The 16,758-nt window shown below is 72.6% G+C and carries 12 protein-coding genes; 11 read left to right on the forward strand and 1 reads right to left on the reverse strand.

All coding sequences use genetic code 11. The features are described 5' to 3' along the window. Positions 1-91 precede the first annotated feature (91 nt). The 5 genes from GA0070619_RS02320 (at position 92) to GA0070619_RS02340 (ending at position 4,894) form a co-directional block, all read left to right on the forward strand. Positions 92-1,267, forward strand: a complete 1,176-nt coding sequence (locus GA0070619_RS02320; RefSeq protein WP_088946524.1) for a cysteine desulfurase family protein — start codon at positions 92-94, stop codon at positions 1,265-1,267. Positions 1,268-1,335: 68 nt separating this feature from the next. Continuing rightward, complete coding sequence (gene mnmA / locus GA0070619_RS02325) at positions 1,336-2,409, forward strand: tRNA 2-thiouridine(34) synthase MnmA (protein ID WP_088946525.1); 1,074 nt, start codon at positions 1,336-1,338, stop codon at positions 2,407-2,409. Between the two features lie 37 nt (positions 2,410-2,446). Next, the gene (locus GA0070619_RS02330; protein ID WP_088946526.1) at positions 2,447-3,451 is read left to right on the forward strand and encodes a methionine synthase; all 1,005 of its coding nucleotides are present in this window, start codon (positions 2,447-2,449) and stop codon (positions 3,449-3,451) included. Between the two features lie 36 nt (positions 3,452-3,487). Further along, positions 3,488-3,853 (forward strand): VOC family protein, encoded by a 366-nt coding sequence (locus GA0070619_RS02335; RefSeq protein ID WP_172861962.1) that lies wholly within the window; start codon positions 3,488-3,490, stop codon positions 3,851-3,853. Between the two features lie 30 nt (positions 3,854-3,883). Further along, positions 3,884-4,894: an ADP-ribosylglycohydrolase family protein gene (locus tag GA0070619_RS02340; RefSeq protein WP_172861963.1), complete on the forward strand. Its 1,011-nt coding sequence runs from the start codon at positions 3,884-3,886 to the stop codon at positions 4,892-4,894. Between the two features lie 189 nt (positions 4,895-5,083). Here GA0070619_RS02340 and GA0070619_RS02345 read toward each other — a convergent pair whose 3' ends face one another. Continuing rightward, on the reverse strand, positions 5,084-5,647 hold the full coding sequence (locus tag GA0070619_RS02345) for a type II toxin-antitoxin system PemK/MazF family toxin (protein WP_231927239.1): 564 nt from the start codon (positions 5,645-5,647) through the stop codon (positions 5,084-5,086). A gap of 148 nt (positions 5,648-5,795) precedes the next feature. Here GA0070619_RS02345 and ligA point away from each other — a divergent pair, with 148 nt between their 5' ends. From ligA to GA0070619_RS02375, 6 genes are all read left to right on the forward strand, one after another. Beyond that, complete coding sequence (ligA, locus tag GA0070619_RS02350) at positions 5,796-7,931, forward strand: NAD-dependent DNA ligase LigA (RefSeq protein WP_088951506.1); 2,136 nt, start codon at positions 5,796-5,798, stop codon at positions 7,929-7,931. Positions 7,932-8,089: 158 nt separating this feature from the next. After that, entirely contained in the window at positions 8,090-10,672 is a 2,583-nt protein-coding gene (locus tag GA0070619_RS02355; protein ID WP_088951507.1) for a putative bifunctional diguanylate cyclase/phosphodiesterase, read from the forward strand. A gap of 157 nt (positions 10,673-10,829) precedes the next feature. After that, the gene (gatC, locus tag GA0070619_RS02360) at positions 10,830-11,135 is read left to right on the forward strand and encodes an Asp-tRNA(Asn)/Glu-tRNA(Gln) amidotransferase subunit GatC (protein ID WP_088946529.1); all 306 of its coding nucleotides are present in this window, start codon (positions 10,830-10,832) and stop codon (positions 11,133-11,135) included. After that, the gene (gatA, locus tag GA0070619_RS02365) at positions 11,132-12,607 is read left to right on the forward strand and encodes an Asp-tRNA(Asn)/Glu-tRNA(Gln) amidotransferase subunit GatA (RefSeq protein WP_088946530.1); all 1,476 of its coding nucleotides are present in this window, start codon (positions 11,132-11,134) and stop codon (positions 12,605-12,607) included. Before gatC ends, gatA begins: the two co-directional genes overlap by 4 nt. Before the next feature lie 13 nt (positions 12,608-12,620). Further along, the gene (gene gatB, locus GA0070619_RS02370; RefSeq protein WP_088946531.1) at positions 12,621-14,120 is read left to right on the forward strand and encodes an Asp-tRNA(Asn)/Glu-tRNA(Gln) amidotransferase subunit GatB; all 1,500 of its coding nucleotides are present in this window, start codon (positions 12,621-12,623) and stop codon (positions 14,118-14,120) included. An 86-nt stretch (positions 14,121-14,206) separates the two neighbouring features. Continuing rightward, the gene (locus tag GA0070619_RS02375; protein WP_088946532.1) at positions 14,207-16,564 is read left to right on the forward strand and encodes a transketolase-like TK C-terminal-containing protein; all 2,358 of its coding nucleotides are present in this window, start codon (positions 14,207-14,209) and stop codon (positions 16,562-16,564) included. The last annotated feature ends 194 nt before the right edge of the window (positions 16,565-16,758 follow it).

A 16,758-nucleotide genomic window follows, 5' to 3' on the forward strand; every position in this document is an offset into this window, starting at 1 on the left:
GACGTGCCGGGGTGGGGATTCCCACCCCGGCCGTCGGCGGAGTCCCCTCCGGCATTCGGCGCCTGAGGTGTCGGCCGTAGGCTGAACGGTGATGGCTTACCTGGATCACGCGGCGACGACTCCGATGCTCGATGAGGCACTGGAGGCGTACGTCGCTACCGCCCGCGAGGTCGGCAACGCGTCCTCCCTGCACGCGGCGGGTCGCCGTGCCCGTCGCCGGGTCGAAGAGTCGCGCGAACGGGTGGCCGCTGTCCTCGGCGCCCGGCCGTCTGAGGTGATCTTCACCGGTGGTGGCACGGAGAGTGACAACCTCGCGGTCAAGGGCATCTTCTGGGCACGCCGGGGAGCCGGCTCCGACCGCCGCCGGGTGGTCTCCAGCGCCGTCGAGCACCACGCGGTGCTGGACGCGGTCGACTGGCTGGCCCAGCACGAGGGCGCCGAAATCGGCTGGCTGCCCGTGGACGCCGCCGGTCGGCTCGACCCGGAGGATCTGCGCGCCGAGCTGGCCGCGCACGCCGACCGGGTGGCCGTCGTCACCGCGATGTGGGCGAACAACGAGGTGGGCACCATCCAGCCCGTCGCCGAGCTGGCCGCCGTCGCCGCCGAGCACGGTGTGCCGTTCCACACCGACGCCATCCAGGCGGTCGGTCAGGTGCCCGTCGACTTCGCCGCCAGTGGCGTCGCCGCGCTGACCGTGACCGGGCACAAGCTGGGCGGCCCGACCGGGGTGGGTGCGCTGCTGCTCGCCCGGGACGTCGCGGCCACGCCGCTACTGCACGGCGGCGGGCAGGAACGCGACGTACGCTCCGGCACCCTGGACACCGCCGGCATCGTCGCCTTCGCGGTCGCCGTCGAGGCGGCGGTGAAGGGCCAACAGGAGTACGCGGCCCGCGTGGCCGCGCTCCGGGACGACCTGATCGAGCGGGTCCGTCGGGCGGTGCCCGAGGTGATCTACAACGGTGACCCGACCGACCGGCTGCCCGGCAACGCGCACTTCTCCTTCCCGGGCTCCGAGGGTGACGCCCTGCTGCTCCTGCTCGACGCGCAGGGGATCGCCTGCTCGACGGGGTCGGCCTGCTCGGCCGGGGTGGCCCAGCCGTCGCACGTGCTGCTGGCGATGGGTGCCGACGACGACCGCGCCCGCTCCTCGCTGCGCTTCACCCTGGGTCACACGAGCACCCAGGCCGACATCGACGCCGTGGTGGCGGCCCTCCCGGCGGCGGTGGACCGAGCCCGCCGAGCTGCCGCCCTCCGCACCCCCCGCTGACCCGGCTCCGGGGGGTTTTCCGAGCTGGTGGATAGGGTTGTCGTGGGGACGGGGAAGGGAGTGGGCTGGTGAGGGTTCTGGCGGCTATGTCGGGCGGGGTTGACTCGGCCGTGGCGGCGGCGCGGGCGGTGGCGGCCGGGCACGACGTGACCGGCGTGCACCTGGCCCTGGCCCGCAACCCACAGACCTATCGGACCGGGGCGCGGGGCTGCTGCACCCTAGAGGATTCCCGGGACGCGCGGCGGGCCGCCGACGTGATCGGCATCCCCTTCTACGTGTGGGACATGGCCGACCGCTTCCACGAGGACGTGGTGGACGACTTCGTCGCCGAGTACGCCGCCGGTCGCACGCCGAACCCCTGCCTGCGCTGCAACGAGAAGATCAAGTTCGCGGCGGTGCTGGACCGGGCGGTGGCCCTGGGCTTCGACGCGGTGGTCACCGGTCACCACGCCCGGCTTGGCCCGGACGGGCTGCTGCGCCGCAGCGTCGACATCGCCAAGGACCAGTCGTACGTGCTGGCCGTGCTCACCCGCGAGCAGCTGGACCGGTCGATCTTCCCGCTGGGCGACTCGACCAAGGCGCAGGTCCGCGCGGAGGCCGCCGAGCGTGGCCTGGCGGTGGCCGACAAGCCGGATTCGCACGACATCTGCTTCATCGCCGACGGTGACACCCGCGGCTTCCTGGCCGGTCGGCTCGGCGAGGCGCCCGGCGACGTGGTGGACGCGAGCACCGGCGCGGTGGTCGGCAGTCACAGCGGCGCGTACGCGTACACGGTGGGGCAGCGTCGCGGCCTGCACCTGGACCGGCCCGCCCCGGACGGCCGACCGCGCTACGTGCTCTCCATCACCCCGAAGACCAACACGGTGACCGTCGGCCCCGCCGAGGCGCTGGAGGTGTCCGAGGTTCGCGCCGTCCGTCCGGTCTGGACCGGCGGCGCACGCCCGGACGCCCCGGTGGAGTGCGAGGTGCAGCTACGCGCCCACGGCAGCGTGGTGCCGGCGACCGTCGCCCTCGACGGCGACACGATGCACGCCGAGCTGCGCCAGCCGGTACGCGGCGTCGCCGCCGGTCAGGCCGTGGTCGCGTACCGGGCGGACCCGGCCGGCGACGTGGTCCTCGGCTCCGCGACCATCACCGGCTGACCGCACGGCCTGGGTGTTCGCGGGATAGCCTTCGGCCGTGACAGATCAGGCGTGGCCCTGGCCGGCCGGCGCGGCAACCGGAATTGGTTCGCTGCCCGGCACCGACATCGGCGAGGCGCAGCGGGTGATCCTCGGTGAGCTGCCCGAGCTGCCCCACCTGCCCGAGTTGCCGGCCCGTGGTCCCGGCGCGGACATGATCGGCCGGTCCGCCGGGCTGCTCGTCGAGCTGCCCGTCGAGGTGTACGCCGGGCGGTGGCGGGTCGCCCCACGCCCGGGCCGCGACCTGCGCCGGGCCCGTGACCTGATGGAACGCGACCTGGACCAGCTCGCCGAGCAGGCCGAGGAGTACGCCGGGCCGATCAAGGTGCAGGCCGCCGGTCCGCTCACCCTGGCCGCCTCGCTGGAGCTGCCGATCGGTGGCCGTCTGCTGCGCGACCCCGGCGCGGTCCGCGATCTGACCGGCTCCCTCGCCGAAGGGTTGCGCGCGCACGTGGCGGCGGTGGCCCGACGGCTGCCCCAGGCGTCGGTGCTGCTCCAGCTGGACGAACCGTCGCTGCCGACCGTGCTGGCCGGGCGGGTGCCGACCGAGAGCGGGCTTGGCGCGTACCGGGCGGTCGACCCGGTGGACGCTGCCGCTCTGCTGCGCACTGTCGTCGAGGCGGTCGGGGTGCCGACGCTGGTGCACTGCTGCGCCCCGGACGTGCCGCTGGAGCTGATCCGCTCCACCGGCGCCGTCGCGGTCGCCCTTGACCTGGACCTGGTCACCAAACTGGACCCGCTGGGCGAGGCGATCGACGCCGGCCTCGGGTTGCTGGCCGGGGCCGCACCGACCCGGCCGCCGTCGGCCGGTGGCGCGCCGACCTCCGCGCAGATCGCCGATCGCGTACGCCAGGTCTGGGACCGCCTCGGCTTCCCTCGTCGGCAGCTGGCCGAGCAGGTGGTGATCACCCCGGCCTGCGGTCTCGCCGACGCCACCCCGGAGTACGCGCGCGCGGTGCTCGCGGCCTGTCGGGAGGCCGGTCGGCGGCTCGCCGAAGACTGAGGTTTTCTGTCGTACCCGGTGGGCAGGATGACGGTCATGATTGGACAGCTACGTTCAGTGGTGATCGACTGCCCGGACCCGCGGGCGTTGGCAGCGTTCTACTCCGAGCTGCTCGGTGTGCCTTTCGCCGAGGGTGACACGGACGACGACTGGGTGGTGCTGGGCGGGCCGCCCGGTCACCAGCCGCGTCTCGCCTTCCAGCAGGCACTCAACCTACGGCCGCCGGCCTGGCCGGACCCGGAGCGTCCTCAGCAGTTCCACCTGGATGTGACGGTGGACGACATCGAGAGTGCGGAGAAGGCCGCACTCGCGCTCGGTGCTCGGCGGTTGCCCGGTGAGGGCGAGGGCTTCCGGGTCTACGCCGATCCGGCCGGCCACCCGTTCTGCCTCTGCTGGGACTGAGCCTGACGGGGGTTGCGGCGGCCGGGCATCATGGCCGCCGTGATCCCTACCTCTCCGCTGCGCGCCTCCGGCTCACTCTTCGGCCTCGCCTACGGTGACGCGCTCGGCAAGCCGACCGAGTTCCTGACCGTCGCCGAGATCCAGCACCGTTATGGTCCGACCGGTCCACGGGAGCTGTCCGGCGAGCCGGCACTGGTCACCGACGACACCCAGATGGCTCTCGCGGTGGGTTGGGCGCTGCACGAGGCGCCCTCGCTCACCCCGGAGGCGGTGGAGCCACTGCTGCGGCAGCGTTTCCTGGCCTGGGCGGTCAGCCCGGACAACAACCGCGCCCCGGGCATGACCTGCCTGCGCGCCTGCGCCGAGCTGACCCGGGGGGTGCGCTGGCAGGACGCCACCGTCATCGGGTCGAAGGGGTGCGGCGCCAACATGCGGGTCACCCCGGTCGGGCTGCTCGACGTCGACCTGGACACGCTCGCCGGCCTGGCCCAGCTGCAGGCCGGGCTGACCCATGGGCACCCGACCGGGCTGGCCGCCAGCGAGCTGACCGCGTACGCGGTCTTCGCGCTGCGCGCGGGCGCCACGCTGCCCGAGCTTCCCGCGCTGCTCACCGAGCGGGCGCTCGCCCAACGCCTGATCTACCGGGAGCGGTGGCTGGGTGACCTCTGGCAGCGCGCCGACTCGCGTTCCCCGCAGGAGTTCATCGCCCACGGCTGGGACGAGTGCCTGGCAGTGCTGGGCCGACTGACCAACGCCCTGAACCAGCCGGACGACGGCGGTGACCCGTGCCGGGCCACGGGGGAGGGCTGGGTCGCCGAGGAGGCGCTGGCCACCGCGCTGCTCTGCGCCGTACGGCACGCCGACGACCCGGTCGCGGCACTGGCCCGGGGCGCGACCACCGCCGGCGACTCCGACTCGATCGCCGCCCTGGCCGGCGCGTTCGTGGGCGCGGCCGCCGGGATGAGCGCCTGGCCGAGCGGGTGGGCCGATCGCATCGAGTACGCGGACCAACTCGCCACCCTCGCCGAAGCCTGGGACTGACCCGCCCGGCCCCGGCCCTGCTCCGGCCCCGCCCTGCCTGGGCCCCGCCCGGCCCTGCCCAGCGGGCATGATCCACTCGGGTTCCTGGAAGTCGGGGTGTCCCACGGTCTCGGACGCCGCGCTTTTCAGGAACCCGAGTCGATCACTCTCGTGGCCAGTGCGACCAGGCAGCGACGACGCAGCGGCTGGTCAGGGGGTGGGCAGGTGACGCAGGCTGCGGACCTTCTTCCACAGGTCGGCGTCGCAACGCCCGGCGTGGTCCTCGAAGGCCGCCGAGTTGAGTCGGATCGGCTCGGTCAGGCTCAGGTAGCTGTCGTGCTCCGCGCCGGGGTCCCAGTCGCGGGTGGGGATCCGCACGTGGTCGTCCCGGTCGCTCTTGTCCTGGCTGGTGATCTTCAGGACGTCGGCGCCCCGGGAGTCGGCGCGCAGCACCAGACAGGGACGTACCTTCGATCCGGTGCCGTCGGCGTACGGCACGTCGGCCCACCAGATGTCGCCCGGTGCCGGAGCACCGGCCGGCCGTCCGGTGTCGCGCGAGCGCGGCTTGGTGGCCGGTCGATCGGCGCCGCGTGGCCTCGGTGCCGTGGAACGACGGCCGGGGCGGCCGCCTCGACCCGGCCGGGTGCCCGGACGGCGGTTGGCCACCCGGTGTCGCCAACTGTTCCACGCCCAGCCGGCGGCGACCGCCAGCAGGATCGCCACCGCCCAGAGCAGCGCCTCGGGCATTCGTACCTCCGCCTCTCGGCGACCCACCGGGTCGCACCGTCCGGCGATCCTCGCACGCCGCCGCCCGTGCCGCCCGCCAACCCGGCGCGGGTGGGCGACGGATTGTCCCACCGGCCCGATACGGTGCCGGAGTAGCGTGATCAGGGAGGTCGCAGGCGTGTCCGAAGGTGGCGGTGTGTCCGAGGAACAGATCGGTCAGCAGGTCAGCCCGGCTCAGGAGGCGGCGGCCGGGGCCGAGCCCACGCCGCAGGCCCGCGAGCGGCACGCCACGCTCAGCCAGGAGCTGACCGAGCATCAATACCGCTACTACGTGCTGGACGCGCCGATCATCACCGATGCCGAGTTCGACAAGCAGTTGCGCGAGCTGGAGGCACTGGAGGCGGAGTTCCCGGCATTGCGTACGCCGGATTCGCCGACCCAGCGGGTGGGCGGCACGTTCTCCACCGACTTCACCCCGGTCACCCACGCCGAGCGGATGCTCTCCCTCGACAACGCCTTCGCCGACGAGGAGTTGACGGCGTGGGCCGAGCGGGTCGAGCGGGACGCCGGTGGCGCGGTGCCCTACCTGTGCGAGCTGAAGGTCGACGGGCTGGCGATCAACCTGACCTACGAGAACGGCCGGCTGGTCCGCGCGGCCACCCGGGGTGACGGCCGCACCGGTGAGGACGTCACCGCCAACGTCCGCAGCATCCGGGACGTGCCCGGCCAGCTCACCCCGTCCGACGACTTCCCGGACGTGCCCGAGTTGGTGGAGGTGCGGGGGGAGATCTACTTCCCGGTCGCCGCGTTCGCCGACCTCAACGCGGGCCTGGTGGAGCAGGGCAAGGCGCCGTTCGCCAACCCGCGCAACGCCGCGGCGGGCAGCCTGCGGCAGAAGGACCCGCGGGTCACGGCCTCTCGGCCGCTGCGGCTGGTGGTGCACGGCATCGGTGCCCGCCGTGGGTTCCAGCCCACGGCCCAGTCCGAGTCGTACGCGGCGCTCAGGTCGTGGGGGTTGCCGACCAGTGACCGGTGGCGGGTCGTCCCGGATCTGAGCGGCGTGGCCGAATACATCGCGTACTACGCCGAGCACCGGCACGACGTCGAGCACGAGATCGACGGAGTGGTGGTCAAGGTCGACCCGGTGTCCATCCAGGGTCGGCTCGGCTCGACCAGCCGCGCGCCGCGGTGGGCGATCGCCTTCAAATACCCGCCGGAGGAGGTCACCACCAAGCTGCTCGACATCGACGTCAACGTGGGCCGCACCGGGCGGGTCACCCCGTTCGCCGTCCTCGAGCCGGTGCGGGTGGCTGGCTCGACCGTCGCGCTCGCCACCCTGCACAACGCCCGTGAGGTGGAGCGCAAGGGGGTGTTGATCGGCGACACGGTGGTGCTGCGCAAGGCCGGCGACGTGATCCCCGAGGTCCTCGGCCCGGTGGTCGACCTGCGGCCCGCCGACGCCCGACCGTTCGTCATGCCCACCACCTGCCCGGCCTGCGGCACCCCGCTCGCGCCCTCCAAGGAGGGCGACGTCGACATCCGTTGCCCCAACACCCGTAGCTGCCCGGCCCAGCTGCGCGAGCGGGTGTTCCACCTCGCCGGTCGCGGGGCCTTCGACATCGAGGCGCTCGGTTACAAGGGAGCTGCGGCCCTGCTGGACGCGCAGGTCATCGCCGACGAGGGTGACCTGTTCCAGCTCGACGCCGAGCAGTTGTCCCGGTCCCCGTTCTTCGTCAACAAGGACGGCAGTCTGGGCAGCAACGCCGCCAAGCTGCTGGACAACCTGGCCGTCGCCCGCGAGCGTGACCTGTGGCGGGTGCTGGTGGCGCTCTCCATCCGCCATGTCGGCCCCACCGCCGCGCAGGCGCTCGCCAGACACTTCCGCTCGATGGAGGCCATCGACGAGGCCAGCGAGGAGGAGCTGTCCTCTGTCGACGGGGTCGGGCCGACCATCGCGGCCAGCATCAGGGAGTGGTTCGCGGTGGACTGGCACCGCGAGGTCGTCCGCAAGTGGGCCGAGGCGGGCGTACGGATGGCCGAGGAGGCTGTCGACGAGGGGCCGCGCCCGTTGGAGGGGCTGACAGTGGTGGTGACCGGCACGCTTGCCGGCTACTCACGCGACCAGGCCGCCGAGGCCGTGCAGAGCCGGGGCGGCAAGCTCAGCGGGTCGGTCTCCAAGAAGACGAGCTTCGTGGTCGTCGGGGACAACCCCGGGTCCAAGGCGGACAAGGCGGCCAGCCTCAAGGTGCCGGTGCTGGACGAGGACGGGTTCCGATTGCTGCTGGACGCGGGCCCGGACGCCGCGCGGGAGGTCGCCCAGCCGGGCGGGTGATCCCGGTCGCGGCCTGCGGCGGCGACTGACCGCGTATACCAACTTAATTACGACTACGACCGATTCGTGACTGTCATACCGGGAAACTGGGGGCCGAGGGCGTTTCATTGGGTCACGGCGTACCGCACCGGCACGCCGACTGTCGGTCGGGAGGTGTGGTGGAGGTCGCGGATCCACGCAACTCGCTCCCGCCGGGACGGGCCACACCGTTCGCCACCTTCGTCGTCGGCATCCTGGTGGTCGCGGCGCTGACCGCCGCCGTACCCCTCGCGTCCCTCCCGGACGAGGTGTCCCGGCTGCCGGTGGCGTTCTGGACGATGGCCGCCCTCGCCGTGGTCTGCGACGCCCGGCCGTTCGTCCCGCCGGGGCGTCGGCAGACCTCCGCGGTGTTCCCGTCCACCTGCTTCACCTTCGCGATCCTGCTCGGGTGGGGCCTCGGCCCCGCGGTGGTGGTGCAGGCGATGGGGGTGATCGTCTCGGGCTGGCGGATGCGGCACGCAGCCTGGCGGACGGCGTTCAACGTCGGCCAGTACGTGTGCGCCCTCGCCGCCGCGTACGGGGTGATCCAGCTCGGCTCGGGCACCATCTTCTCCGGCGGGCGGTTGCACTGGACCGACGTCGTTGCCGTCGGCGGTGCCACGTTGGCGTGGTTCGTCGTCAACTACGGGCTGGTCAGTTGGGCGGTGCGGCTGCGTTTCGGCGACCGGTGGTGGCCCACGCTGCGCCGGGGCCTCGGCTTCGAGTTGCTCTCCACCGGTTCACTGCTGCTGCTCGCCCCGGTGCTGGTTGCCGCCGCGCGGGTCAGCGCGGCGCTGATCCCGCTGGTGCTGGTGCCGCTCTTCGCGGTCTACCGGATGGCCCGGCTGACCGTCGAGCAGCAGCACCTCGCCGCCTCCGACCCGTTGACCGGTCTGCCCAACCGCAAGGCGCTGCTGGCCGAGGTGGCGGAGCAGGTGCACCTGCACGCCGAGCGGACGGCCCGCGGCGAACCCGACGGGCAGTTGGCGCTGCTGCTGATCGACCTGGACCGTTTCAAGAACGTCAACGACGCGCTCGGGCACGCCGTGGGCGACCGGCTGCTGGTCGAGGTCAGCGCCCGGCTCACCGACGTGCAGCCCCGACCACAGATGATCGCCCGGCTCGGCGGCGACGAGTTCGCCATCGTGATGACCGGCCTGACCGACGTCGGTCAGGCCAGGGAGCTGGCCGACCAGGTGGTCCAGGCGCTGGCCGAGCCGGTGCCACTCGACGGGCTGCCGTTGGACGTGGGCGGCTCGATCGGGATCGCCCTCTTCCCCGAGCATGGCGAGGACTTCGCCACCCTGATGCGCCACGCCGACGTGGCGATGTACGACGCCAAGCACCGCAACGACACGGTGGCCGTCTACGCCCCCGAGTCCGACCACAATTCCGCCGAGCGCCTCGGCCTCCTCGCCGACCTGCGCCGGGTGTTGGAATCCAGCCCGTCGAGCGAGTTGTTCGACACCGACCCGGCGGACCAGGCCGACGGGGCTGTCGACGTACCCCTTGCGGCGACGGCGGAGGTGCGCGGCGGTGACGGCGCGGCGCTGCCCGTCGGGTCCCCGGCCGAGGCCGCACCCCACGCAGACCCGGCACCGGCGGTCGCCACGGCACCGCCGACCACCAACCGGTGGTGGGGGCGCCGTCGGCGCAACGACGCCGAGCTGGTGCACGCCGATGAGTTGATCAACCGGATCGCGACGGGCGCCGACCCGATCCGGGGCCGTGGCTCCCGTTCCACGGTCACCGGGACCCGCTCGGGCCTGACCCGGGAGCGACGCGCGGGAGCCGGCAACGGCCGCCGGTCACCGAACGGGAGCACGGTCCCCGCGCGGGGCAACGGCGGCCTCGGACGGCGGCGTGACATCGGGACAGGAGGCCCGGGCCACCCGGTCGAATCGACGGGGTGGGCGCACGCGGACGGTGACACGGCAGAAGACGCCGGGGAAATCACCATGTACTACCAGCCGCAGATCGCCATCGCGACCGGCGAGGTGGTCGGTGTCGAGGCCCTGCTGCGGTGGCGGCATCCCCGGCGGGGCATGGTCGACCCGGAGGAACTCATCCGGGTCGCCGAGCAGAGCGCGGTGATGCGACTGCTCACCCGGCGGGTGGTCGACGACGTAGTGGAGCAACTCGCCAAGTGGTCGGCGGCCGGCATCGGCCTGCGCGCGGCGCTGAACGTGAGCGTGCGCGACCTGCACACCGGCGACGTCGCCGACCAGATCGCCGACCGGCTGGCCCGCTACGGGGTGCCTGCCGACCGGCTGCAGGTGGAGATCACCGAAGGTGCGTTGATGGCCGACCCGCGCCGGGTGCTGGCCACCATCTCCCAACTGCACCGGATCGGGGTGGCCATCTCGTTGGACGACTTCGGCACCGGCTACTCCTCGCTGCAACACCTGCGCCGGTTGCCGTTGTCCGAGGTGAAGGTGGACCGGTCGTTCGTGCTCGGCATGGCCGAGGACGCCGACGACGCGGCGATCGTCCGATCGATGATCGAGTTGGCGGGCGCGCTGGGCCTGCGGGTGGTCGCGGAGGGCGTCGAGGACGAGCGGACCTGGCGGATGCTGCACGCCGCCGGCTGCGACGCCGCCCAGGGCTGGTTCTACGCTCGGCCCATGCCGGCCCAGGAGCTGGTCACCTGGCTGGCCCGGTACCGGCCGGTGCGCCCGAGCGGGCCCCCGCAGTCGGACATCGGCCGCCGCCCCACCCGCTGACCCCTCCGCCGGCATGGCATTCCGGCTGCCGGAGGGGGAGTCGGGGACGCGGCACCGGAGCGGAACAATAGACTCGCTCCGGTCACCGCGCGTCACGCTCCACCCGTCGCGCGGCCGGCACACCGCCCGACCAGCAGGACATCAGAAGGGGGCACGGATGGCCGCCATCTCCCGCGAGGAGGTCGCGCACCTGGCGCGCCTGTCGCGGCTCGCCGTCACCGAGGAGGAGCTGGACATGTTCGCCGGCCAGCTCGACGTGATCCTCCAGGCGGTCGCTCAGGTCGGCGAGGTCGCCGCCGCGGACATTCCGCCGACCTCGCACTCGGTGCCGCTGACCAACATCTTCCGCGAGGACGTCGTCACGCCGTGCCTGACCCCGCAGGAGGCGCTGTCGGGCGCACCCGACGCCGAGGACCAGCGGTTCCGCGTACCGCGGATCCTGAGTGAGGATGTGGCCTCGTGAGTGACCTGACGAGAATGACCGCGACGGAGATCGCGTCCCTGGTCGCCGGGGGCGAGACCTCCGCCGTCGAGGTGACCCGGGCGCACCTCGACCGGATCGCCGCGGTCGACGACCGGGTGCACGCCTTCCTGCACGTCGACACCGACGGCGCGCTCGCCGCGGCCCGCTCGGTGGACGAGCGCCGGGCCGCCGGCGAGGAGCTTGGCCCCCTCGCGGGTGTGCCGGTCGCGGTCAAGGACGTGCTCGCCACGCGGGGCGTGCCGACCACCGTGGGCTCGAAGATCCTGGAGGGCTGGCGCCCGCCGTACGACGCGACGATCGTGCAGCGGTTGCGCGAGGCCGGCACGGTGATGCTCGGCAAGACCAACATGGACGAGTTCGCGATGGGCTCCTCCACCGAATACTCGGCGTACGGCCCGACGCACAACCCGTGGGACCTGAGCCGGATCCCGGGTGGCTCGGGCGGTGGCAGCGCTGCCGCGCTGGCCGCGTACGAGGCGCCGCTGGCGATCGGCTCGGACACCGGCGGCTCGATCCGCCAGCCCGGCGCGGTCACCGGCACCGTCGGTGCGAAGCCCACCTACGGCGGCACCTCCCGGTACGGGCTGGTGGCCTTCTCCTCGTCGCTGGACACTCCGGGCCCGTGCGCCCGTAACGTGCTCGACGCGGCCCTGCTGCACCAGGTGATCGGCGGGCACGACCCGCGTGACTCCACCTCGATCCCGCAGCCGGTGCCGGACGTGGTGGCGGCGGCGAAGCTCGGCGCGACCGGCGACCTGACCGGTGTGCGGCTCGGCATCGTCAGCGAGTTCGTCGGCGAGGGCGCCGAGCCGGGTGTGATGGCCGCGTTCCGCGAGTCGGTCGACGCTCTTGCGAAGCTGGGCGCGGAGATCGTCGAGGTGTCCTGCCCGACGTTCGCGTACGCGCTGCCGGCGTACTACCTGATCGCCCCGAGCGAGTGCTCCTCCAACCTGGCCCGGTTCGACGGCGTCCGGTTCGGCCTGCGGGTCGGCGACGACGGCAACCGGTCGCTGGAGGAGGTCATGTCGCTGACCCGCGAGGCCGGCTTCGGCCCGGAGGTCAAGCGTCGCATCATGATCGGCACATATGCGCTGTCGTCGGGTTACTACGACGCGTACTACGGGCAGGCGCAGAAGGTCCGGACGCTCATCACCCGGGACTTCACCGCCGCGTTCGAGCGGGTCGATGCGCTGATCTCGCCGACGACCCCGTCGGTGGCGTTCCCGATGGGCGCACGGACCGCCGACCCGTACCAGATGTACCTGGCCGACCTGTACACGATCCCGACGAACCTGTACGGCGGGCCGGGCATCTCGGTGCCCTGTGGCATCTCCGAAGGGCTGCCCGTCGGCCTGCAGGTGATGGCCCCGACGATGGCCGACGACCGGATGTACCGGGTCGCCGCCGCGTTGGAGTCCGCAATCGGCACGTTCACGCCACCGGCACTGTGAGGCAGGAGCCCTGATGACGACGACACTGCCCGCGTACGACGAGGTCGTTGCACGCTACGAACCGGTGATCGGCCTGGAGACCCACGTCGAGCTGGGCACGAACACCAAGATGTTCTGTGGTTGCCCGACCGACTTCGGTGGCGAGCCGAACACCCGGGTCTGCCCGGTGTGCCTGGGCCTGCCCGGCTCCCTGCCGGTGGCCAACAAGGCGGCCATCGAGGCGATCATCCGGATCGGCCTGGCGCTGAACTGCTCGATCGCCGAGTGGTGCCGGTTCGCCCGGAAGAACTACTTCTACCCGGACATGCCGAAGAACTTCCAGATCAGCCAGTACGACGAGCCGATCTGCGTCGACGGCTACCTGGACGTCGAGGTGGGCGGCGAGACGGTGCGGATCGAGATCGAGCGGGTGCACCTCGAGGAGGACACCGGCAAGACGCTGCACGTCGGTGGTGCCACCGGCCGCATCCACGGCGCGACGGAGTCGCTGGTCGACTACAACCGGGCCGGCATCCCGCTGGTGGAGATCGTCACCAAGCCCATCCCGGGCACCGGCGCGCTCGCCCCCGACGTGGCCAAGGCGTACGTCACCGAGCTGCGCGACGTGATCCGCACCCTCGGTGTCTCGGACGTGCGGATGGAGGAGGGTTCGCTGCGTTGTGACGTGAACACCTCGCTCAACCTGCCGGGGCAGGAGTGGGGCACCCGTACGGAGACGAAGAACGTCAACTCTCTGCGGTCGGTGGAGCGGGCGGTCCGCTCGGAGATGCTGCGGCAGGCGTCGGTGCTCGACGCGGGCGGCCGGATCACGCAGGAGACCCGGCACTTCCACGAGGACACCGGCGACACCACCCCGGGACGTTCGAAGGAGACGGCCACCGACTACCGGTACTTCCCGGAGCCGGATCTGGTGCCGATCGCCCCGGACCCGGCGTGGGTCGCCGAGCTGAAGGCCGCCCTGCCGGAGCTGCCCCGGGTGCACCGGCGTCGGCTCCAGAAGCAGTGGGGGCTCTCCGACCTGGACATGCAGTCGGTGCTGAACGCCGGCGCGGTCGAGCTGATCGAGGCCACCGTGGCCGCTGGCACCACCCCGGCGGCGGCCCGCAAGTGGTGGCTGGGTGAGCTGTCCCGCCGGGCCAACGAGAGCGGTGTGGAGCTGGCCGAGATCGGTGCCACTCCCGCCCAGGTCGCCGAGTTGCAGGGGCTGGTCGACGCCGGCAAGCTCAACGACAAGATGGCCCGCGCGGTGCTGGAGGGCGTGGTCGACGGTGAGGGCTCACCCGCCGAGATCATGGCCAGCCGGGGCCTGGAGGTCGTGTCGGACACCGGCGCGCTGACCGCCGCCGTGGACGAGGCGATCGCCGCGAACCCCGGCATCGCCGACAAGATCCGCAGTGGCAAGGTCGCCGCGGCCGGCGCGCTGGTCGGCGCGGTCATGAAGACCACCCGGGGTCAGGCCGACGCCGCCGCCGTCCGCACGCTGATCCTGGAGCGCCTCGGCGTCGAAGGCTGACCGGCACGTCACCCCTCTGCCGCCCCGGGCGGCGCGATCCACACCCCTCGCGAGGGCGTCAACGGCGACGCCTGGATGGAGCCACCGTGACCCAGCACGACCTCGATGTCCTTGACGAGATCCAGCGGCGGGTGCTGTGGCTCGCGACCCGGATCGTGGACGCCGCCAACCATGACCGGGCCACCGGAGACGGTGTGAAGGTCGGCGGCCACCAGGCGTCCAGCGCCTCCCTGGTCACGGCGATGACCGCGCTGTGGTTCGCGCACCTGGACGCCGAGGACCGGGTCGCGGTGAAGCCGCACGCGTCCCCGGTGTTCCACGCCATCCAGTACCTGCTCGGCAACCTGGACCGCTCGTACCTGCCACGGCTGCGGGCCCGGGGCGGCCTCCAGTCGTACCCGTCGCGGACCAAGGACCCCGACGAGGTGGACTTCTCCACCGGCTCGGTGGGTCTGGGCGCGGCCGCGCCGCTCTTCGCCGCCGCCACCCGCCGCTACGTCGACGCGCACTTCGGGGCCCGACCACACTCCCGGTTCGTGGCGCTGATCGGCGACGCCGAACTGGACGAGGGCAACATCTGGGAGGCGGTGGCCGACCCGGCGACCACCGGGCTGGGCAACGTCATGTGGCTTGTCGACTTCAACCGGCAGTCGCTGGACCGGGTGGTCCCCGGCATCCGGATCAACCAGTGGCGGGGTCAGTTCGAGGCGGCCGGCTGGCACGTCGTGGAGGTCAAGTACGGTCGCCGGCTCGCCGAGGCGTACGCCCGGCCGGGCGGCGAGGCGCTGCGCGACTGGATCGACGCGATGCCCAACGAGCAGTACCAGTCGCTGTTCGGGCTGACCGGCCCGGCGCTGCGCAAGCAGTTCCTGGACGGCGCGCCGGCCGGCATCGACGAGCTGATCGCCCACATCAGCGACGAGGACCTCGGTCCCCTCGTCACCGACCTGGGCGGGCACGACTTGTCCGCGATGCTCGACGCGTACGCGCAGTGCGACGCGGTCACCGACCGGCCCAGCGTCGTCTTCGCGTACACCGTGAAGGGTTGGGGTCTGCCCATCGCCGGCAACCCGCGCAACCATTCCGCGCTGCTCAGCTCGGAGCAGGTCGACACGCTGCGGGCCGCGCAGGGGTTGACCTCCGAGACCGAGTGGGACCGCCTCGACCCGGCGTCACCGGCCGGCATCCGGGCAGGCGCCCGCCGGGAGGCGCTGTCCCGCGCGCCCCGCGAGCGCGCGCTGGGGGTCACGGTTCCGGAAAGCACGGGAGTACGCGCAACCAAGCCCATCTCCACCCAGGAGGTCTTCGGCCGGGTGCTGGTGGACCTGGCGCGGAACCGGGAGGTCGGCCGCTACCTGGTCACCACCGCCCCGGACGTGGCCACCTCCACCAACCTGGCCGGGTTCATCAACAAGACCGGGGTGTTCGCACCCACCGAGCAGCGCTCCTGGACCGAGGACCGGATGCTGCGCTGGACGGAGAGCCCTGCCGGGCAGCACATCGAGCTGGGCATCTCGGAGATGAACCTGTTCCTGCTGCTCGGCCAGCTCGGGCTCTCCTGGGACCTGTCCGGTCAACCGCTGCTGCCGGTGGGCACGGTCTACGACCCGTTCGTCCTGCGCGGCCTCGACGCGTTCCTGTACGGCACGTACTCCGGCTCCCGGTTCGTGGTGGCCGGCACCCCGTCGGGCATCACCCTGGCCCCGGAGGGCGGCGCCCACCAGTCCACCATCACCGCGTCGGTCGGCCTGGAGCTGCCCGGGGTGACCTTCCTGGAGCCGGCGTACGCGGCCAGCCTCGACTGGCTGCTCTGCGACGCGCTGGGGCAGATCGCCGGCGGGTCGGCCCCGGCCGCGACGGCCGCGCCGACCGAGGACGGGGCGTACTACTTCCGGTTGAGCACCCGGCCGCTGGACCAGGCACCGTTCGAGGCGGCCCGCGCCCGGCTCGGCGACGCGGTCCTGCGTCGGCAGGTGGTCGCCGGGGCGTACCGGCTGGTCGACGCGCACCAGGCGTATCCGCACCTGGTCGACGCCCCGGTGGTGCAACTGGCCGCCTCAGGCGCGGTGCTGCCCGAGGTGTTGGCCGCCGCGGCGGAGCTGGCCGACGAGGGCGTCGCCGCGCACGTGGTGGACGTGACGAGCCTCGACCGGCTCTACCGGGCCTGGCAGCGCACCCTGCGCCAGGGCGTGCGGACGGCCACCGTGCCCAGCGTGCCGGGCGCGCTGCGGTCCGCGTTCGTCGATCGGGTGCCGGTGGTGACCGTGCACGACGCCGCGTCGCACGCGATGGCCTGGCTCGGTTCGGCGGTCGGCGCCCCGGCGGTGCCGCTCGGGGTGGACGAGTTCGGCCAGTCCGGCAGCGTCGCCGAGCTGTACGAGTTGCACGACCTGCTGCCCGGCAGCATCGTCAACGCCGCGCTGGCCGCCATCGCCCTACGCTGACCGCGGCGGTGAGCGTTATCACACTGAGTGATTCGCATAGGAAAGAACCCGTTCGCAACTCGCTGTAATCGTCTCTGCCGCTCACGCCACGCCGTTTCCTCCCTTTGCTCTGCTGCCGCCGATGCGCCACCCGGTCTGAACAGCGCGAACCAACCGTTGCTCTTTTGGCGTCATGCCGTGCGGGACGCACCGAC

It is taken from the genome of Micromonospora zamorensis (genome assembly GCF_900090275.1).
GTDB classification, from domain to species: domain Bacteria; phylum Actinomycetota; class Actinomycetes; order Mycobacteriales; family Micromonosporaceae; genus Micromonospora; species Micromonospora zamorensis.